20 protein-coding genes are annotated in these 19,237 nt (G+C 67.1%); 10 read left to right on the forward strand and 10 right to left on the reverse strand.

Annotated features, from left to right (window positions below; translation table 11 throughout):
* Positions 1–52 precede the first annotated feature (52 nt).
* Positions 53–529: an NUDIX domain-containing protein gene (locus Q319_RS0100925; protein ID WP_029479857.1), complete on the reverse strand. Its 477-nt coding sequence runs from the start codon at positions 527–529 to the stop codon at positions 53–55.
* Between the two features lie 174 nt (positions 530–703).
* Here Q319_RS0100925 and Q319_RS25280 point away from each other — a divergent pair, with 174 nt between their 5' ends.
* The 6 genes from Q319_RS25280 (at position 704) to Q319_RS0100955 (ending at position 6,611) form a co-directional block, all read left to right on the forward strand.
* Entirely contained in the window at positions 704–1,846 is a 1,143-nt protein-coding gene (locus Q319_RS25280) for a MerR family transcriptional regulator (protein WP_051654986.1), read from the forward strand.
* Between the two features lie 77 nt (positions 1,847–1,923).
* The gene (locus tag Q319_RS0100935) at positions 1,924–2,808 is read left to right on the forward strand and encodes a complex I NDUFA9 subunit family protein (protein ID WP_029479860.1); all 885 of its coding nucleotides are present in this window, start codon (positions 1,924–1,926) and stop codon (positions 2,806–2,808) included.
* 163 nt (positions 2,809–2,971) lie between these two features.
* On the forward strand, positions 2,972–4,132 hold the full coding sequence (locus Q319_RS0100940) for a YjgN family protein (RefSeq protein ID WP_029479862.1): 1,161 nt from the start codon (positions 2,972–2,974) through the stop codon (positions 4,130–4,132).
* 2 nt (positions 4,133–4,134) lie between these two features.
* Positions 4,135–5,286, forward strand: a complete 1,152-nt coding sequence (locus tag Q319_RS0100945) for a M48 family metallopeptidase (protein ID WP_029479864.1) — start codon at positions 4,135–4,137, stop codon at positions 5,284–5,286.
* A gap of 9 nt (positions 5,287–5,295) precedes the next feature.
* Positions 5,296–5,874, forward strand: a complete 579-nt coding sequence (locus Q319_RS0100950; protein ID WP_029479866.1) for an NADPH-dependent FMN reductase — start codon at positions 5,296–5,298, stop codon at positions 5,872–5,874.
* Positions 5,871–6,611, forward strand: a complete 741-nt coding sequence (locus Q319_RS0100955) for an RluA family pseudouridine synthase (protein ID WP_029479868.1) — start codon at positions 5,871–5,873, stop codon at positions 6,609–6,611. The genes Q319_RS0100950 and Q319_RS0100955 overlap by 4 nt, the downstream gene beginning before the upstream one ends.
* 36 nt (positions 6,612–6,647) lie before the next feature.
* On the opposite strand, the gene Q319_RS0100960 is transcribed toward Q319_RS0100955, so the two are convergent.
* The gene (locus tag Q319_RS0100960; protein ID WP_034413270.1) at positions 6,648–7,349 is read right to left on the reverse strand and encodes an aminotransferase class IV; all 702 of its coding nucleotides are present in this window, start codon (positions 7,347–7,349) and stop codon (positions 6,648–6,650) included.
* A complete protein-coding gene (locus Q319_RS0100965; RefSeq protein ID WP_051654997.1) occupies positions 7,346–9,259 on the reverse strand; it encodes a chorismate-binding protein in 1,914 nt (637 codons plus the stop codon). Before Q319_RS0100965 ends, Q319_RS0100960 begins: the two co-directional genes overlap by 4 nt.
* 87 nt (positions 9,260–9,346) lie before the next feature.
* Here Q319_RS0100965 and Q319_RS0100970 point away from each other — a divergent pair, with 87 nt between their 5' ends.
* From Q319_RS0100970 to Q319_RS0100980, 3 genes are all read left to right on the forward strand, one after another.
* Positions 9,347–9,811, forward strand: a complete 465-nt coding sequence (locus Q319_RS0100970) for an Rrf2 family transcriptional regulator (protein WP_029479874.1) — start codon at positions 9,347–9,349, stop codon at positions 9,809–9,811.
* A 132-nt stretch (positions 9,812–9,943) separates the two neighbouring features.
* Positions 9,944–11,029: a quinone-dependent dihydroorotate dehydrogenase gene (locus tag Q319_RS0100975; protein ID WP_029479877.1), complete on the forward strand. Its 1,086-nt coding sequence runs from the start codon at positions 9,944–9,946 to the stop codon at positions 11,027–11,029.
* A gap of 2 nt (positions 11,030–11,031) precedes the next feature.
* The gene (locus Q319_RS0100980) at positions 11,032–11,781 is read left to right on the forward strand and encodes a metallophosphoesterase family protein (RefSeq protein WP_029479879.1); all 750 of its coding nucleotides are present in this window, start codon (positions 11,032–11,034) and stop codon (positions 11,779–11,781) included.
* A 218-nt stretch (positions 11,782–11,999) separates the two neighbouring features.
* On the opposite strand, the gene Q319_RS0100985 is transcribed toward Q319_RS0100980, so the two are convergent.
* The 3 genes from Q319_RS0100985 to cobA form a co-directional block, all read right to left on the reverse strand.
* Positions 12,000–13,235, reverse strand: coding sequence for an aminopeptidase (locus tag Q319_RS0100985; RefSeq protein ID WP_029479881.1), 1,236 nt, complete (start codon positions 13,233–13,235; stop codon positions 12,000–12,002).
* A gap of 97 nt (positions 13,236–13,332) precedes the next feature.
* On the reverse strand, positions 13,333–13,515 hold the full coding sequence (gene rpmF, locus Q319_RS26055) for a 50S ribosomal protein L32 (RefSeq protein ID WP_029479883.1): 183 nt from the start codon (positions 13,513–13,515) through the stop codon (positions 13,333–13,335).
* Positions 13,516–13,708: 193 nt separating this feature from the next.
* Positions 13,709–15,232, reverse strand: coding sequence for a uroporphyrinogen-III C-methyltransferase (gene cobA / locus Q319_RS0100995; protein ID WP_029479886.1), 1,524 nt, complete (start codon positions 15,230–15,232; stop codon positions 13,709–13,711).
* Between the two features lie 70 nt (positions 15,233–15,302).
* On the opposite strand from cobA, the gene Q319_RS0101000 reads away from it, so the two are divergent.
* Positions 15,303–16,034, forward strand: a complete 732-nt coding sequence (locus tag Q319_RS0101000) for a GNAT family N-acetyltransferase (protein ID WP_029479888.1) — start codon at positions 15,303–15,305, stop codon at positions 16,032–16,034.
* Positions 16,035–16,037: 3 nt separating this feature from the next.
* Here Q319_RS0101000 and Q319_RS25285 read toward each other — a convergent pair whose 3' ends face one another.
* The 4 genes from Q319_RS25285 to Q319_RS0101020 form a co-directional block, all read right to left on the reverse strand.
* Entirely contained in the window at positions 16,038–17,288 is a 1,251-nt protein-coding gene (locus tag Q319_RS25285; RefSeq protein ID WP_029479890.1) for a peroxiredoxin-like family protein, read from the reverse strand.
* A 131-nt stretch (positions 17,289–17,419) separates the two neighbouring features.
* Complete coding sequence (locus Q319_RS0101010) at positions 17,420–17,866, reverse strand: NUDIX hydrolase (RefSeq protein ID WP_029479892.1); 447 nt, start codon at positions 17,864–17,866, stop codon at positions 17,420–17,422.
* Entirely contained in the window at positions 17,863–18,306 is a 444-nt protein-coding gene (locus tag Q319_RS0101015) for an NUDIX hydrolase (RefSeq protein ID WP_034413234.1), read from the reverse strand. Before Q319_RS0101015 ends, Q319_RS0101010 begins: the two co-directional genes overlap by 4 nt.
* Before the next feature lie 9 nt (positions 18,307–18,315).
* Positions 18,316–19,218, reverse strand: a complete 903-nt coding sequence (locus tag Q319_RS0101020) for a P1 family peptidase (protein ID WP_029479896.1) — start codon at positions 19,216–19,218, stop codon at positions 18,316–18,318.
* Positions 19,219–19,237: the final 19 nt, after the last annotated feature.

A 19,237-nucleotide genomic window follows, 5' to 3' on the forward strand; every position in this document is an offset into this window, starting at 1 on the left:
ACGCTTCCGGGATGATCTGACAGCGGTGCGGGCCATTGCTGCGGGCCTCAGCCTAGATCGGGTAATAGGCGCGCGGCTGGCCCTTCACGAAGTCGCGGGTGGGCACCCAGATCAGGGGGTTGCGCTCCTCGATCTCGGGTGGGGGGCCGTAGCGGACCAGCATCTCCACCTCTTCAAACGGCACCCAGCGGATGCCCACCACTTCGGGATCGGTGGGGTTCAGCTCGCCCGAAAAGGTGGCGGTGAAACGCCCGAAATTGGCATAACACTCGTTGCGGGTGCCGGTCAGCAGTTCGCCTTCCAGCAGGCTCAGGAAGACCAGATCGGTGACGATCAGGCCCGTTTCCACCAGCACCTGCCGCACGGCGGCGTCCCCCAGCGTCTCGCCGGGATGGGCCTTGCCGCCGGGCAGGCCGTAAAAGATGCTGCCGTCGTCCATGCGTTCCTCGACCAGCAGCAGCTTGCCGTCCTGGACCAGATACACGTGCGCGGCGCGCTTGACGGGTAGGGTGCGCGACAGGTGGCTCATGGGCGGACCGGGGCGAAGGGGCGGTGGGGAGGCAGCAGACGGGTCATGTGCAGCGCAGTCTAGCGGAGACCTGCCGCGTGAGGCGGGTCTCAAGGAATTGTCTGTTCTGGAGGGGTGGGGTGGGCACGAAGCGTTACGGTCCCGCTGGCCCGCTTTGAGCCACAATGGGCGGCGATGACAGCAGACGGCGGGAACCAGGAACAGTGGGCGCAAACCGCCATGTTCACCGCCTCGGAGGTGGAGACGCAGACGGGCGTACCCGCCGCCACACTGCGGCAGTGGGAGAGGCGCTACGGCTTTCCGCGCCCGGTCCGTGATGCCAACGGCTACCGCCTATATTCGCCCGGAGACGTGCGCGATATCGGCATCATGCTGGAGCACCAGCGGCGTGGCGTCAGTGCCAAACTGGCGGCGGAACTGACGCTGCGCGGGGTGTCGGTGGGCAGCGCCGGAAAACTGCCGACTGCCCCCACGCCAGACCGCACGCTCCCCCGCCCCCCGGTTGATGTGCCCGAGCTGGCCCACGCGCTGGCACAGGCATTGATTGGCGCTGACAATGCGCGGGCCGGGGACCTGCTGGCCGAGGCGCACGCCCGCCTGCCCGTCGAGGACGTGCTGACGCACGTGATGTCCCCGGCCCTGGTGGAAATCGGCATGCTGTGGGCGGGCGGCGAGATCACCATTGCCCACGAGCGGGCCGCCAGCCATTACCTGCGCTCACGCCTGTCGGCCCTGATGGAAATCGCGGGGGGCGAGGAGGGCGGGGGCGGCAGCTTCGGCCCGCTGGTGGTAGCCGCCTGCGCCCCAGGCGAGCAACACGAACTGGGCCTGATGATGCTCACGCTGGCCCTGCGCCGCCGGGGCGTGCGGGTGGCCTACCTGGGCGCGAACGTGCCGCTGGGCGACCTGACCACCTTTGCCCATGAGCGGCAGGCGCAGGCCATCCTGCTGGGCGTGAACGGCGACTGGGCCTTACAGGGATGGGTGGCCGGGGACTGGAACGGCAAGCGTTGGGTGGCCGACGCCTCCCCGGCAGAAGACCCACCGACGCGCGAAGTGGCGAGGGGACGGGTGCTGAACGGCGCAGGCACAGCAATAAATTCAGGCTCAGCTTCCAGGCGGCCTATCCTGCAACGGCTGGGCCTGCCGGTATTTCTGGGCGGGGCGCTGATGAACGCGCAGCCCGAACTGGCCGCCGAGCTGGGCGGCATCTATGCCGGACCCGACGCCACCGCAGCCACAGCCATTATTTCTGAGGCGCTGGACCACGCCTTGCAGGCCGCACCGGAATCACGCCAGAAGCCCAGGCTAAATTAGAAGCCCAGGCCAGACCAGAAGCCCAGAACAGAAACCGAGAGCAGACACTGAAAGCAAACCAGGAAAGGAGAACAACCATGAAGATACTCGTGACCGGGGGAACCGGATTCGTCGGGCAGGCCATCGTGAAGGAACTCGTCTCGCGCGGCCATCACGTTTGGGCAGGCAGCCGGGAAGGCAAGCAGGGCGGTGCGGGGCAGGCCATAACACTGGACGTGACCGATCCCGCCAGCGTGCTGGCCGCCGTGGCAAAGGTAGACCCCGACGCCGTGGTCCATCTGGTGGGCATCATTGCCGAGAAGGGCGCGCAGACCTTCCAGGCAGTGCATGTGGAGGGCACGCGGCATGTGCTGGCAGCGGTTCCGCGTGGGGCGCGTTATGTCCACATGAGCGCCCTGGGAGCTGACGTGGACAGTGCCAGCGGCTACAGCGCCAGCAAGGGCCGCGCCGAGGCACTGGTCAAGAGCAGCGGCCTGCGCTACACCATCTTTGAACCCAGCCTGATCTTCGGTCTGGGCGACGACTTCTTCGGGCGGGTGCTGCGCGAACTGGTCAGCGTGGCCCCCATCGTGCCGCAGATCGGCGACGGCAGCTTTCCCTTCCGGCCCGTCAGCGTGCAGGATGTGGCGCAGGCATTCGCCGGGGCCGCCGAGTCGGACATCGGCTTGAACGAGACCTACGCCCTGACCGGCCCCGAGGAATACACCTTCCGGCAGTTGCTGGAAATGGAACTGGGCGCACTGGGCAAGAAAAAACCCATCGTGCCTGTGCCGATTGTGCTGATGAATTTGGCCGTGCCGATGATGAACCTGCTGCCCAATCCGCCGATCACCAAAGACCAGTACGCCATGCTCAAGGAGGGCAACACCGCCCCCAACGAGCCAGCGAAAACCGTGTTTAACCTGCCCATGCTGAAGCTGCCTGACCATCTGCCGCAGATCGTGGCGGCGGCGAAGAAATAGGGGCGCGCAGAGCGGCAGCAGACCCGTCATCCGTGCGCTTCTCCGTCCTCTCCCCTCCTGGCATGACGGCTATGCGGTGGGGGTATTCTGCCCCCATTACGCTCCCTGACTTCCGGCTGTTTCGCTATCCGCAGGCCGTTTCAGCGCATAGCATGACAGGCAGATGACCGATCCCGCCGCGCCCCCGAACGACGTTCCGAATCTGGGCCGACATGTTCAAGCTCTGTCCTCCGAAGCTGTTCAATCCGGCCCCGCCACCGTCACCGAATATCCCGTCGGCTTTACCGGCACGGCAGGAGAGTATTTCCGGCTGTGGATCGTGAACATCGCGCTGACCTTCGTGACGCTGGGGCTGTATCTGCCGTGGGCACGCGTTCGCAACCGGCAGTATTTTTATGGGCATACCTGGGTGGACGGCCAGAACTTCGAGTACCGCGCCAATCCGGCGGCGCTGCTGCGCGGTTACCTGATCGTGGCGGCGCTGTTCGTGGCCTACGCGGTTTCGGGGCAATTCGAGCGGACGCAGTGGGTGGCGGTGGTGCTGGCCGTGGTCTATGGGATTGGCTATCCGGTGCTGGTGCGCCAGTCCATGCGCTTTCAGGCGGTCAACACGGTTCACCGGGGCCTGCGCTTCCGCTTTCACGGCACGGCGGGCGGGGCCTACGTGGCCTACATGCTGGCAAACTTCGTGGCAAGCATTTCCTTTGGGCTGGCGCTGCCGTGGGCGTGGTACATGCAGCGGCGCTATCAGGTGGACGGTCTGGCCTACGGCTCGGCGCGTGCCACGTTCCGGGGCGATGTCGGCCCCTTTTACCTGATCGGCCTGACCGCGCTGGGACTGACCATCGCGGGCGGCGTGGTGATCGGCATCCCGCTGGTGGCGCTGGCCGCCACGCTGGTGGGCAGTTTCGATTTCGCCGACATCGACCTGGCGAATCTGGCGGCCTCTGTACCCTTTCTGGCGGCGGCAGCGGCTGGCTATCTGGCGGTACTGGTTCTGTACGTGGTGGGCTGGCAATACGTGCGCGGCGCGACGATGGTTTACGTCCTGAACAACATGGAACTGGGCGGCGTGGTGAGAACGCGGGCGACATTCAGCCCCTGGCGGCTGGTGTGGATCAGCGTGACCAACAGCGCGGCGCGCGTGCTGACATTGGGGCTGGCCTCCCCGTGGGCGGCGGTGCGCCAGAACCGCTACGTGCTGGGCGGCCTGACCGTGCGCGCCATCGCCCCGCTGGACGACTTTGCGGCGGGGGTAAGCGGCGAAACCTCGGCGTTTGGCGAGGCGGCCACCGAACTGCTGGACATTCAGGTGGGCTTCTAGCGATGGCAGAGCAGCATGGGCCGATCATCCTGGAGGGCGTGTACTTCGATGGGCGCAGCAGCCGCGATCAGCCCGCGACATTGACCGTGGACGCGCAGACGGCGTCGCTGAGGGTGGCCGCGAGCGCCGGTCTGGGCCTTCCTGGCACGCTGCCTTTCGCGCAGAGCTGGCCCGCGCGGACGCTGGGCGTGGAGGCCCCGATTCCTGGCGTGCGCCGCGCCATCACCTTCCCCGGCGCAGGCCGTTTCGAGACCCGCGACGACGCGGGCGTGAGTGCCTGGGAACGCGCCACCGGACGCAACCGCGCCCTGAGCGGCGTGCGCGCCCTGGAATCGCGCTGGTGGGCGGCGCTGGCCGCGCTGGGGGTTTCGCTGGCGGCACTGGCCCTGTTCGTCGTCTACGGCATTCCAGCGGTGGCGCGGCAGGCCGCCCTCGCCACGCCCCGCAGTGTGCTGGCCACCTTTGACCGCGAAACCATCGGCGTGCTGGAAAACGGCGATTATTTCGGCCCATCTAAACTCAGTGCGGCGCGGCAGAAGCAACTGAAGGCCGAGTTCCGCAAGGTGGCGGCCTGGGCTGGGGGCGGCTACCCCTACCGCCTGCTGCTGCGCGACGGCGAGGCGGGCGGCGTGAGCGAACTGGGCGCGAACGCCTTCGCCCTGCCCGGCGGCACGGTGGTCATGACCGATCAACTGGTGGCGCTGGCAAAAAGTGACCGCGAATTGATGGGCGTGCTGGCCCACGAAACCGGGCATGTGACCAACCGGCACGGGTTGGCGGGCGTGTATCAGGCGCTGGGGCTGACGCTGGTGACCACCGTGATCACGGGCGATCTGATCAGCGCCGGAACGTTCGCGGCGGCGGTTCCGGCAGCCCTGCTCAGCGGCGGCTACTCGCGCGCGGCGGAAACCCAGGCGGACGAGGCTTCGGGCCGGTACATGCTCAGGACCTACGGCACCACGCGCCCCCTGCAAACCATGCTGGCCCGGTTGGAAAAGGACGACGCGAAGGACGACGCGAAGGATTCGCAGACTTCAACGAAGAAGTCCGGCCCGTCCATTTTCGATCTGCTCAGCACCCATCCGGGCACGCCGGACCGCATCGCGCACCTGAAACGAATTGAGGCAGAGGGCAAACCCGCGACAAAACGCTAGCCTCCTCGTATGAAGTTTGCTGTTCTGTCCACCAGCCTGGACCCCGAGAGCCGCAGCGCGTGGCTGTGTACGCTGGCCGCGCGCCAGCTCCGTGAGGCGGGCCACACGGTCACCCATCTGGACCTGCGCGAGACGCCGCTACCCCCGTTTGACAACGCCACGTGCTACGCCCACCCCAACGCGGACCTGTACCACCGCACCATTCTGGAGGCGGACGGCGTGCTGCTGGGCGTCCCGGTCTACAACTGGGGGCTGGGTTCGGGGGCACGGACGCTGGTGGAACTGACCGGCAGCAGCGACGCGGAGCGCGGTCTGCACGGCGCGTGGTTCGACAAGCCCGTCACTTTTCTGGTGTCCGGCGGGCTGGACCATGGGTATCTCAGCCACGGGGCCTTTGCACTTGGTTTGATGTACGACTTCCGCTGCGTCATCAACCCGCATTTCGTCTACGCCACCTCGGCCCACTGGGACGCGCCGGAGATGCCGGGGGAATGGCTGGCGGAGCGGCTGTCCAGAACAGTAGAGCGGACCGTTGACCTCGCCGAGCGATTGCGTGGGCGCGAATATCAGAGCGTGTGGGAGATTTGACCGCCCCAGCCCCCGAAAAACCGCACATCATCACCGAGCATCCCGACTTCTACATCGTCCACAAGCCCGCGCTGTGGCTGACGCACCGGGTTCACCGTGGTGGGCGCGTGGAGGTGCCGGATGTGCTGGACTGGATGCAGCGCGAAACCGGGGAGCCGGACCTCTCGCCGCCGCACCGGCTGGACCGCGAGACCAGCGGCCTGCTGGTGCTGTCGCGCGACACCGACGCTGCCCGGCGCTTTTTCACGCTGTTCAAGACGCATCTGGTGGGCAAGTCCTACCTGGCCATCGTGCGCGGCACGCCCGACTGGGAGCGCCGCACACTGGACGCCCCGCTGGGCGATCTGGGCCTGGGCGCGGCCAACCGGGTGCTGATGCGGCAGGCGGTGGTTCCGAATGGACGCCCCGCCATCACCGATTTCCGCGTGCTGGAAAAACGAAATGGACATGCGTTGATTGAGGCGCATCCGCGTTCAGGCCGCCTGCACCAGATTCGGGCGCACCTGTTCCATCTGGGGTTGCCGATGGTGGGCGACAAGATCTACGGCCCCGAGCGAGACGCCTTCGTGGAATTCATCGAGACTGGACAGACCCCCGAACTCACCGCCCGACTGGGCCTGGAGCGTCAGGCGCTGCACGCCGCCCGCATCGCCTTTCCCTGGGCCGGGGCACAGATGGTGGCCGAGGCAGCGCTGCCGGGGGATATGCAGGGCTTGTGGGACCGGCTGGACGTCTGACCGGAAAGTGTGATGTAGCCGTTCTGGTCAACCCCCTCAGCCTTCTGGCCACACCAGAGTGAAGTCAGCCGTCTGGGGCCATTCCGCAGGCAGGCTTACGCTCCAGTCCTCTCCCGCAATTTCCCGCACTGGCACGATGCCTACGCCGCTACCACAGATCCACGCACGGGTCACAGTGGGCAGTTCCGAGCAATGGACTTGACGCTCTGACCCTTCCCGGCCTTCCAGAAACGCAGCCCGCGTGATGCTCGGCAATCCACCCGCCGGAACCACCAATCCTCCGTCAATCTCCAGCAGAGGCGCGGTGCGGGAGCCGTCGGCCAGCGTGCCGTCCGGGGCGACGAGCCAGCCCTCAAAAGCGTCCCCAGCCCTCTGCATGGCGAGGCGATACGGCAGATAATTTCCGGTCTTGTGCGCGGCCAGTTGCGGGTGAACCTGAATGTCCGTCAGGCGCACGCGCACGCCGCCTGCCGGACGGGGGCCAGGGGTCAGCGGGCGGTGGCTCCAGAATGTGCCCTCCGCCCCCACCGTGACGCGCAGCAGGCCCCAGGGCCACGGCTCCAGCGCTGGCAGATCGGCGTCCGGGACAGGCAGGCCCAGAAACGCACAGGTCTGGCACAGGCGTTCCAGATGCGCGGGCCACAGCAGCGCTTCGCCCCGGCATGTGCGAACGGTAGTGAACGCCGTCATCCCATGCAACCATGCGGGATGATCCAGTTCAGGGGGCAGAGGCTTCAAACCTCCGGCACCCGCCCCGCCGTTTGCGTGTTCCATGCCCGGCTCAGGCGCAGCCAGTTGCCCAGCAGCACCCGGCCCGCCGGACTCAGGACACTTTCTGGGTGGAACTGCACTCCCCAGGCGGGTTTATTGGGAACAGCCAGCGCCATGATCTCGCCGCCTGCGCCTGTAGCTGTGATGTATTCCGGCGGCAGGTCACGCACCACCAGCGAGTGATAGCGCCCGAATTCTGCGGCGGGCGGCACACCTTCAAAGAGTCCCTCGCCGCCGTGCTGCACCGCTTCCGGGCGGCCATGTACGGGCACGGCCCGTTCCACTGTGCCGCCCAGCACCTGCCCCAGCGCCTGATGGCCCAGGCACACGCCCAGCAGCGGCAGGCCGAGGCGCAGGCATTCGCGCGTCAGTGCCAGCGTGGGATCACTGCTGTCCGGCGTTCCCGGCCCCGGCCCGGTCAAGACGGCATCTGGGGTGCCGCCCAGGATGTCCGACACCTCTGAATCCTGAGAGAAGACCGTGACCGCCGCGCCCAGCGCCCGCAGATCGTGGACCAGATTCCAGGTGAACGAATCGCGGTTGTCCAGCAAATGCACCTGCAAGCCCTGACCCGGTGTGCCGGAAGCAGTTGGAGGGGTCCACACGCGGCCCGGCGTGGGCGGTGCAGGCGGCTGGGCAACGCGCCCAGGCACACCTGCCAGCGCACTCAAAAGCGCCTGGGCCTTATGAACGGTCTCCTCCGATTCATGCCGGGGGTCCGAGTCGATGACCGTGCCGCCGCCTGCGCGAACCTCCACCTCCCAGCCGTTTTCTAGCCGCGTGAAGGCCGCCGTGCGGATCAGGATATTCAGGTCCACCCGCGCGCCGCCGATGATTCCCACACTTCCGGTGTACCAGCCGCGCGGCCCCGGCTCGTGGTCCCGGATGGCGGTCATCACCCGCTGTTTGGGTGCGCCCGTGATCGTTCCACCCGGAAAGGTGGCGGCCAGCACCTCGCGCAGTGTCACGCCGTCTGCCGCCTGTCCCCGCACCTCCGAGACCAGATGCATGACGTGGCTGTAGCGTTCCACCAGCATCAGCTCCGGCACATGCACACTGCCCGCTGCCGCCACCCGGCCCAGGTCATGGCGCACCAGATCCACCAGCATCAGGTGTTCGGCCACCTCCTTATGGCTGGCACGCAATTCGGCTTCCAGCGCGATGTCCTCGGTGGGGGTCTGGCCGCGCCGCCGCGTTCCGGCAATGGGGCGGGCGGAAATCTCACGCCCGGCCCAGTCCACCAGTCGCTCGGGGCTGCACGACACCACCACCTCTGGCCCCATGTCGAGAAAGGCCATGAACGGACTGGGATTGAGTTCCCGCAGGCGCAGGTACGCCGCCAGCGGATCGCCCTGCGCCCGCGCCCGCACCCCCCGCGAGAGGTTGACCTGATAGACCTCGCCCGCCCGGATCAGGGCCTGGATGGCCCGCACACCCGCCGGATAATCCACGTCGTCCGCGCCGAATTCACTCACACTTAACGTCGGGGACGCAGCCGGATCAAGAGCCAGAACTTTCTCCCAGTCCACATGCGGCTGTCCCACCACTTCCAGCGTTCCGGCCTCTCTATCCCAGACCAGTCCCGAGGGATAGAAACCCCACCACCCGGCCTCACCGTGCGCCGGATGCGTATCCAGTCCGAACGCCCCTGCCGCCTCATATTTCAGGCCGCCCAGCCATGCGGGAAAGTGGGAGGTGCCGCTGGGCCGCTCCGGCAGGCTGGACTGCACCCGCGTCGGCCACGCACTCAGGAACGAGTACCGCCCATACGGCACGGCTGGCCCCAGCGATTCCAGCAGGGCTATCCCCGGCGCGTTCGCCCCACGCAGGCGCAGCAGCACGTCGGCAGGCGAGAGGAGGGGCAGGGCCGGGGTCACGCCAGAATTGTACGCACGGCAGCCCCACCCGCGCACCCAATCTTAATCCCTTACAGTTCACCCGGAATTAGCTGATAGACTGCCTCTATGTGGGTGTCTACCAAAGCTCAGTACGGCCTGCGCGCCATGATCGAGATCGGACGGCAGGGGGGCGCTGCCGTGCCGCTCAAGGACGTGTCAGAGCGCCAGGGCCTCAGTCAGCACTATCTGGAGCAGATCGCCAGCAACCTGCGCCGCGCCGGGTTTATCCGCAGCATCCGGGGCGCGCACGGCGGCTACCGTCTGGCCCGTCCGGCGGCAGAAATCAACGCCTACGACGTGGTGACCGCGCTGGAAGGCAGCATCGCCCCGGTGCAGTGCGTCGAGGACGATCATACCTGCGAGAGCCAGAACGTGTGCGGCACCCAGGACCTGTGGTTCCGTGTGGACGCCGCGTTGCGCGACGTGCTGGGCGGCACCACGCTGGCGGACCTGATCGAGCAGAGTGACCGCCAGCAGCACTCGCGTCTGGTGCAGATCGAGGGCAGTTACACAGGCTCAGCCGGGTCTTAACGGCTGAGCGACAGAGAGGGCGGGCCGGGCAATTCGGCACCGCCTCTTTTTATGGCTGCCAGAGTTCTCGTGTCCCGCGTTTGAGAGAGAGACCGCCCCCATCCACCTCCCCAATGCGTATCCTGTTCCCCGATGTACCCTCGCCTTGCCCGCCCGCTGCTGTTCCGCCTGGACGCCGAAGACGCCCATCACCTGACCCTGGGTGTGCTGGAAGCCGCCTCGAAGGTTCCGGCGTGGCCCGCACTGGCCCGCGCCCTCACGTCGCCGGGCGCGGAACTGGCGCAAACGGTCTTCGGCCAGAGTTTCGCCTCCCCTATCGGGCTGGCGGCGGGGCTGGACAAGAATGCGGTGGCGGTTCCCGCTTTCGCGGCGCTGGGCTTCGGGTTTCTGGAAGTCGGCACGGTCACGCCCCGGCCCCAGCCAGGGAACGAGCGGCCCCGCCTGTTCCGGCTGCTGGAAGACGAGGCGCTGATCAACCGCATGGGTTTCAACAATGCCGGGGCAGAGGCGCTGCATGCCCGCCTGAGCGCGCTGCCCACGCAGTCCGCGCCCGTGTGGGTCAACATCGGCAGGAACAAGGACACGCCCAACGAGGAGGCTGCCGGGGATTACCTGAAGTGCGTGCATGCCTTGCAGAACGTGGCCGACGCCTTCGTGATCAACGTCAGCAGCCCCAACACCCCCGGCCTGCGTGCCCTGCAAGCGGCAGACGGTCTGGGCGAGCTGGTCCGCGCCGTGCTGGACGCCACCGAGGCGGGCCGCGTGCGAACCCTGCGCCGCCCCCCGGTGCTGGTCAAACTGGCCCCGGATCTGCATCCCGCCGACTTCGAGGCCAGCGTGGGAGCCGTGCAGGACGCGGGGGCACACGGTCTGATCGTCAGCAACACGACGCTCGGGCGGGATGGCCTGTTCAGCGAGAAGTCGAGCGAGACGGGTGGCCTCAGCGGACGCCCCCTGACCCAGAAATCCACCGCTCTGATCCGCGAGGCGTACCGCCTGACTGGAGGAACACTGCCCATCGTGGGCGTGGGCGGCATTTTCAGCGCTGCCGATGCCTACGCCAAGCTGCGCGCCGGGGCCAGTCTGCTGGAGGTCTACAGCGCCCTGGTCTACGAGGGGCCGGGGCTGGTGCGTCGCCTGAACCGGGGGCTGGCCGATCTGCTGGCCCGCGACGGCGTGGCAAACGTGGCCGGGATCATCGGCGTGGACGCCCGCTGACCGTGCGGGTTGCCGTCCTAAGCGATGTCCACGGCAACGCCTTCGCGCTGGAGGCGGTGCTGGAGGACATCCGCGCTGCATCGCCCGACTTGATATTCAACCTGGGAGACCAGATCGAGGGCAGTGCCGATCCAGCCCGCGCCGCCGCCTTGCAGGCCGAACTGGGGGCCATAGAAGTGCGCGGCAACAACGAGGAAAAACTGTGGCCGGGGGGACGGCGCGCAAAGATTTCAAAGGAGATCGGCGCGTGGCTGGCGACGCAGATGGACGACGCTGCTCTCGCCCGCCTCGCCGCCCTGCCGCTGACGGCCTACGCGCTGGACGGGCGGCTGTTCGCGTGCCACGGCACGCCCACGAGCGCCTGGGACATGCTGCTGTGGCACTGGGAAGACGAGCCTGGGCGTGGACCGGGAGCCGGGTATTACCGTGCCCGTGACCCCCGCGAACTGCGCGCCATCATCGAACCGCTGAATGCTGAAGTGGTGCTGTGCGGCCACACCCACCGCCCCGGCGCAACCTGCGTGGGCGACACGCTGGTGGTCAACACCGGTTCGGTCAGCGATCAGGTGGATGGTGACCCGCGCGCCCGCTGGACGCTGCTGGAAGAACGCGGCGGACACTGGGCGGCGGATTTCCGCGCCGTTGCCTATGACATCGAGGCCGCCGCGCACTGGTCCGGGGCGCATTCCCCATTCGGCGAATTCGAGGCCATGCTGCTGCGAAGCGGCGAGATGGTGGGGCGCGGCGGCTAGCGCGGAGGTCTAGGGCAGCCGCCCGTATCTCTGCCGACTCTGGATCATCCGCCACCCGGACCTTCAGGCGGTCATGCTCATAGGCCGTGATGCCAAAGGCCAAAGCCAGGCGACTCGAACTTCATAGTTCAAGGTCAGACCGTTGGGGATAGAAAAACAGCCGTCCAGATGGCTTTTCACAGGCCAATCTGGACGGCTTTGAAACTCCTTCACCACACTCAGATCACGAATTCGCCCGCCCGCATCACTGGCTCGCGGCTGCCGTCTTTCAGCACGCCGTCCACGTCCATCTCGCCGCTACCGATCATCCAGTCCACATGGGTCAGGCTGTCGTTGCCGCCCCTGGCGTTGAAATCCCCCACGTTCATGTCCACGCCGCCTGTCACGTTGAAGCGGTAGGCGTTGCCGATGGCGATGTGGCTGGCCGCATTCTCGTCGTACAGGGTGTTGAAGAAAAACAGGCCGGACCGCGAGATCGGGCTGCTGTGCGGCACCAGCGCCACCTCGCCCAGACGGTGGCTGCCCTCGTCGGTGTCGATCATTTTTTCCAGGGTGGTCTGCCCCTTGCTGGCCGTGGCCTTTACAACACGCCCTTCCTTGAACTCGATGCGGATGCCGTCCAGCAGTGTGCCGTTGTACGACAGTGGCTTGGTGCTGACCACCACGCCGTCCACGCGCTCGCGGTGCGGGGCCGTCCAGACTTCCTCGGTGGGAATGTTGGCGGTGAAGGTGATGCCGCCGGGGGTATCCGCCGCACCGCCGCCCCACAGGTGATCCTCGGCCAGACCCACGGTCAGATCAGTCTCGCCGCCCTTGAAGTGCAAAGCCGAGTATTGCTTGGCGTTCAAAACTTCGCGGCGGCGCTTGAGGTTCGCCAGATGCTCCTGCCACGCCTCCACCGGATCGGGCTGATCGGCGCGGGTGGCGGCAAAGATGGCGTCCCACTGCTTTTCCACCGCTTCATCCACGCTTGAATCGGGGAACATCAATTCGGCCCAGCCGGGAATCGGGGCGCTGATCAGGTTCCAGTTCAGGCGATTGGTCATGACCTGCTCGGTGTAGGGCTTGCGGTAGGCCGCCAATGCTTTCTGGTGCGTCGCCACGCGTTCGGCGTCCACCCCGCCCAGCAGGTTGGGATTGGTGGCGCGGATGGCGAGGACTGCGCCGCCCGCATTCGCCGTCTCGATCTCGGCGTCCACCCGCCACTTGCTCAGGGTGCCGAAGGTGCCGTCCGGAGCCAGCTCGAAGCGGGCCAACTGAACATCGTCGTCGTCCCAGCGCACGTCCACGAAGGACGCACCCGCCGCATACGCCTCGCGCACCACGGCGCGGGCCAGCGGGGCAGTGTCCACCGGAGCCTGAATCAGCACGCGCTGGCCCTCGCGCAGACCCAGGCCGACGCGGACGGCCAGCCGCGCGTAATTCTGCAACTTCTCCTCGAATGTCAGACTCATAGCGGGGAGGATAACGCGGGGCGGGTACAGGGCAGGGAGATTAAGGAAGGAATGAAAAAAGCTCCCACATGGGGAGCCTGTTTCAGAATGGACTTGCTTAGACGGCCAGCACCTGACGGCCATCGTAATAACCGCAACTGGGGCAGATGTGGTGCGAGAGCTTCTTGGCGTGGCAGTGGGGGCACTCGGACAGGTTGGGCACGGTCAGCGCGTGGTGGCTGCGGCGCATGTCGCGCTTGCTTCTGCTGGTCTTCTTCTTGGGAACGGGATGTTTAGCCATGTTGTGATTTCTCCTCTTGCCGGGCGTTTCCCGCCGCAGCGCATTCTGCCCGCCATATTGCGCCCAGGGACAGACCTGAAGCAGCGGGCGAGACAACAGGCGGGAGTATAGCACGGCCCAGAGTTGAGGCGAACAGTGAGCTTGAGAGGTGGTGACGTGCGGAGTGAAAGGGAGGCTGCCACGACTTTCTCCCTCACTCTGCTTCGCCCCGCACCGCCCGCTCTGCCGCGTCGGCCAGGGCTTCCAGGCTGGCCGTTTCCGCCACGGTCACGTGCGTAAAACCAGCCTCGCGGGCGGCGTCGGCGGTCTGCGGCCCCATCGCGGCGACGGGCATGTTCAGCGGATCGAAGTCCGCATCTGCCAGCTTCGCCAGATGGCGGGCTGCGCTGCCAGAGGCCAGAGTCAGCACGGCGGCGTTCTTCAGGCGCTCCAGCCTGTTCTCATCCGGTGCGGCGGCTTCCGTGCGGTACAACTCGGCCCGCGTATAGCCAATGCCCCGCAACTCCAAAGCCCGTTGCAACTCGTCCTCGGCCAGTTGGGAGGTCAGGTGCAGGGTGGCCTCTCCCACACTGGCGGGCAACTCCGCGCCCAGGTGGCGTGCGCCGGGGGTAGACGGCACAAAGTCGGCGCGCAGGCCACGCTCGGCCAGACTGCGGGCGGTGCTGGGGCCGACGGCGGCAATCCTGACGTGAGCCAGCGCGCGAGAGTCCAGCTCAGCGCCGTCCAGCAGCGAGAACAGCGCCGTCACCGCCTGATTACTGGTCAGCAGCAGCCAGCCCCTGAAGTCGCGCAGGGCGCGCAGGGCCGCCCCTCCCCCATCGGATGCCGCCCCAAAGCGGATCAGCGGCACTTCCAGCACGGATGCGCCACGCGCCCGCAGCACGTCACTGAGGGCGCTGGAGCCGTCGCGGGTGCGGGTCACGGCCACCGTCTTGCCGCTCAGGGGGCCGCCAAAAGTGGGCGCGTTGTCAAACCAGCGCAGCTTGTCGCGCAGCTTGACCACCTCGCCCACCACGGTCACGGCGGGGGCTTCCAGGCCAGCGTCCTTCACCGCCTGCGCGATGGTTTTCAGCGTTCCCACCGCCACGCGCTGCTGGTGGGTGCTGCCCCACTGGACGGTGGCGGCGGGCGTCTGCGGGTCACGCCCGGAGGCGATCAATTCGGCAGCGATGGTGTCCAGATTCCGCACGCCCATCAGCAGCAGCAGCGTATCCACCCCTGACAGGCGTTCGTAGTGCGCGCCGCCCTCGCGGGTGTTGCCCGTCAGCACGGCAAAGGAGCGGGCCACGTCGCGGTGGGTCACGGGAATCCCGGCGTAAGCGGGGGCGGCGATGGCACTGGTCACGCCGGGAACGATCTCGAACCCAACGCCCGCATGGGCGCACGCCTCGGCCTCCTCGCCGCCGCGCCCGAAGACGAAGACATCCCCGCCCTTGAGGCGGGCCACGCGCTGGCCGCCGTTCTGCTGAGCCGTGTTCACGATCAGCGCGTTGATCTGCTCCTGGGTGATGTACTCGCTGAATCCTTTTTTACCCACGTAGATGGTCCGGGCATCCGGGCACCAGCGCAGCAGTTCGGGGTTGGCCAGGTAGTCAAACAGCACCACATCGGCGTTCTGGAGGGCGTGCTGGCCGCGCAGGGTCAGCAGTCCGGGATCGCCCGGCCCGGCCCCGATCAGCGAAACGAAGGCGCGCGAGGAAGTTGAAGCCTGAGTCATGCTGCCTAAGCTAGCGGGCGGAGGCGGGGACAAATGCGGGACGCTACGCCGACAGGGATACGCTGGCGGGATGAATATGGACATTCTGACCCGGCTGGCCCATTCGGAGGCCACGGCACACGCGCGTTATGGACACACTGGCGAGACGGTGCGGTTTGGCCCGCTGGTGGCCGTTCACGCCGGGCCGAATCTGCCAGTGGATACGGGCTGGCATGACGGCACGCGGCTGCCCACGCCGCAGGAACTGGATGAATTCGAGGCGTTCTCCGCGAAACACGGTCAGCCCGCCAGCCTCCATCTGCTCTCGGCCTTTGCTGCCGCAGGTCTGCCCCTGCTGACAGCGCGCGGCTATGGACTGGACTACCTGCTCCACGGCTATGTGCGCGAATTGACAGACCTCCCTGCTTCCCCTGCATTTATCGTTCGGGAGGAAGAGGCGGGTGCGTGGGCGGCGCTGGCCGCGCGGTGTTTCGGGCCGGGAACCGAGGAGATCATGTCGGTGGTGGCGCACGCGCCGGGAACACAGCTCTTCGTGGCAGATGTGGACGGCACGCCCGCCGCGACTGCTGCGCAGAGCATCACCGAGGGCATTGCCGCCTTTCACGGCACGGCCACGCTGCCCGAATTTCAGGGGCGCGGGGTGCAAACTGCGCTGCTGGCCCACCGTCTGAATGTCGCGGCGCAGGCCGGGGCAGACCTCGCCAGCGTGTTCGTCACGCCGGGCGGGGGCAGCGAACGCAACGTGGAACGGGCCGGATTCAGGCTGCTGGGGGCGCGGCTGACGCTGACGCGGCGAAAATGAAGCTCAGTTGAGCTTACTCGATCCTGGCTTTTGCTGGTCCGCCCAGGCCAGCACCCGTTCCAGCGGCAGCCAGTCGCTGCCGTAGCTGTTGTAGTGCGCGGTCTCGATCACGCCGTCCGCACCGATCAGGAACTCGGCGGGCATCCGCAGCAGTTCGCCATCGTCCTTGAGGGCGCTGGCCCCCATCATGCGGAAGCCCTGGATCATGGTGGACAGGTTGCGGGGGTCCAGGGTGCCCCCCAGGCTCATGCGCAGGCCGTAGCGGTCATACGTTTCGTCGTGGGGATCGGCCAGCACCGGGTAGGGCGGGCGCTGTCTGCCGATCCCACTCGACAGGTCTTCCAGCGGGCTGCCCCACACCGACACGATCTGCACGCCGCGCGCACGCAGCCGCTCGTGCATGGTGATGATCTTGGCGTGGTGCGGGTTACACATGGCGCAGGTACTCTGGCGGTTGAACACCAGCCACACCGGCTGCCCGCGCAGCGCACTCAGGCGCACTTCACCCCCGGCCAGATCCGGCAGGCAGAAGTCCGGGGCGGCCTGTCCGGCCTTCAGCGCGTCGGCCACCTCACGCGGCGCGGCGGCGTTCTGCGGGCGCAGCGCACCGTCGCGCAGCAGGCGGCTGACCGTCTGTGCCAGGGTGTCCCAGCGCTGCGGCGTCCGCTGCGACATTTCTCCCAGGCTCAGGCCGCGCATGGCCGCGTGATAGACGCGCTCCTTGCCCTCGTCTCCCAGCAGCGCCGGAGCCGAGAGCGGATTCGCCGCAAAACGGGACGAGGGTTTGAGGGCGCGCTCCTCCCGCGTGAGCAGGGCCGCGTGACGCTCGGCGGTCTCAACGGCCTGACGCGTCTGGGTGCTGTTGAGGGGCAGATCGGCGGGCGCACCGCTCCACGGGGCCGAGCTGGTCATGCTGGTCTGCCACGCCAGCGGCAGCAGGGCCGAGAGTGCCCGCTCCTGCGCCGCCGTGTCCAGTTGAGCGCGGCCCAGATACCCCCGGTCCAGCAGAAACGCCAGCGCACCCTGCAAATTCCCGCCCACCTGCTGCGCCTCGGCAATGGTGGCCGGATGCACGCCCAGCGCGATCAGGGACACGCTCCAGGGCGGCAGCACGCTGCTCCGCAGCCCCACGATCTGCCCCTGCATCAGCCGCAGGGCCGTGTTGAGCTGCTGATCGGCGAACGAGAGGTTCAATACGGTGGGGCTGTCTTTCGCGGCCACCTGAGACACGGCTTGCAGGACGGGAAGCAACATGGACCGAGTGTAAAAAACTTCACCTCACAAAAGCCTTTCGTGAAGATTGCTATAGGGACTGAACCTGTCGTCTCCCTGGGAGAAGAAAATCAGGATGAACGTCTGGCAACTGGACTCCGGGCAGGCAAAGGTCAGCGCACCTGCAAAAGCCCCAGCGCCTCGCCGTCCACCGGGCCGAGTGAGGCGGGCAGATGGTCCAGATTAAAGAAACGGAGTTCGGTGCCTTCCTCGCCGTCTGGGACAGGAACGCCATGCCACTCGCGGACCAGATAGACGGCCACCACCTGATAGAACTCGTCGCCGTTGGGGAGTTTCTGATAGGTCTGCGGCCCGCTGATGACCGTCAGGAATTCAGGATGGATGGGTGTGATGCTCGCCTCCTCCCACAGTTCGCGGCGCAGGGTTTCGGGGAGCGGCTCGCCCAGTTCCGCGATGCCGCCAGGGGTGCCCCAGCCGCCGGTATCGGTGCGGCGTTGCAGCAGGACTTCATTTTCGGCGTTCAGCACCAGTGCGCAGACGCCCACCCAGTTGACAGGCGCGTGGCCGATCAGCGCGCGGAGATCGCGGACATAGTTCACGCCAGCCACGCCTGAGCTTTGAGGCCCAGACGTGTCAGGGGCGGCAGATCATTCAATGAAAAGAATCGCGCCTCTGCGATCTCCATACAGTCCGACACGGGTGTTCCGCTCCAGTCGGTCACGCGAAACAGGGCGGTGTAGCTGTAGAACTGATCGCCGTTCGCCACCTGGGCCAGCGAGACAGGACTGAGCATTTCCAGCAGTTCCACCGCACCGATTCTCAGCCCCGCTTCCTCCAGAGCCTCGCGTCGGAGCGTTTCAGAGAGCGACTCGCCCAGTTCGCTGGTGCCCGTGACCAGTCCCCAGTTCTCTGCTCCTGCACGCCGCAGCAACAACAATTCGCCGTCTCCGTTGACGATGATGCCCGCCGCGCCCACGAGGTTGACGGGCCGCGTACCGATGATCCGCCGCAGACCAGTCACGTAATCGAGTGTACTCACCTGAGTATCTTACGCACCCAAATGATTGGCCTGCCGCACCGCGTCACGCACCGCCGCACAGACGGCTTCCTGCACCAGTGCGCCCAGCAGCAGCGGATCGGCGGGCGGCTTCGCACAACTGCTGAGCATGAAGGCGGCGTCGCCGTCCCAGTAGGTGTGGCTGGGATGGATCACGCGGCCCAGCGCGGTCTGTGCGGCGTCGGCCAGGCGGCGGCAATCGGCCTTGCTCAGCGTGTGTTCGGTCACGACGGCAACCAGCGTGGTGTTCTCCACGTCGCCGGGGGTAAACGACACGGCCCCTGGCCCCGTTCCCGGCCCGGCCAGCACGCCGCCGCGTTCGTCCAGCACGTCGCCAATCGGGTTGACCACTGCCAGTACGCCCACCGAAACGCCGTACCGCTCCAGCATCACGCTGCCCAGGCCACCGGGAACCGCGCCGAGGCCACCCAGGTATTTGCCCGCCGTCGTCCCTGTGCCAGCGCCTACCCGGCCACGCGGTACGGGATCACTGGAGGCGGAACGCGCCGCCAGCTCGCCCTCCCGTTCACCCGGACGTGCCAGAGGATCGCCCATGCCCAGGTCATAGACCACTGCCGCCGGAACAATCGGCACACGGGCAAACGGGGTCTGGTGGCCCACGCCACGCTCCTCCAGCACGCGCACCACGCCGGACGCCGCCGCCAGTCCGAAGGCGCTGCCGCCCGTCAGCAGCAGGGCGTGAATGCGCTCCACCTTCTTCTCGGGCGACAGCAGCACGCCCTCGCGCGTCGCCGGACTCGGCCCCATGAAGGAGGCGGAGGCCACCGCGCCCGCCTCCGGGCAAAGAATCACGGTGCAGCCCGTCATCCCAACTGAATCGGTCCAGTGGCCGACGCGAAAGCCGGGGATGGCGGTCAGGGTGGGGTTAGACATGAAGAGGGCGGGGGAACTT

The organism is Deinococcus marmoris DSM 12784, from assembly GCF_000701405.1.
GTDB classification, from domain to species: domain Bacteria; phylum Deinococcota; class Deinococci; order Deinococcales; family Deinococcaceae; genus Deinococcus; species Deinococcus marmoris.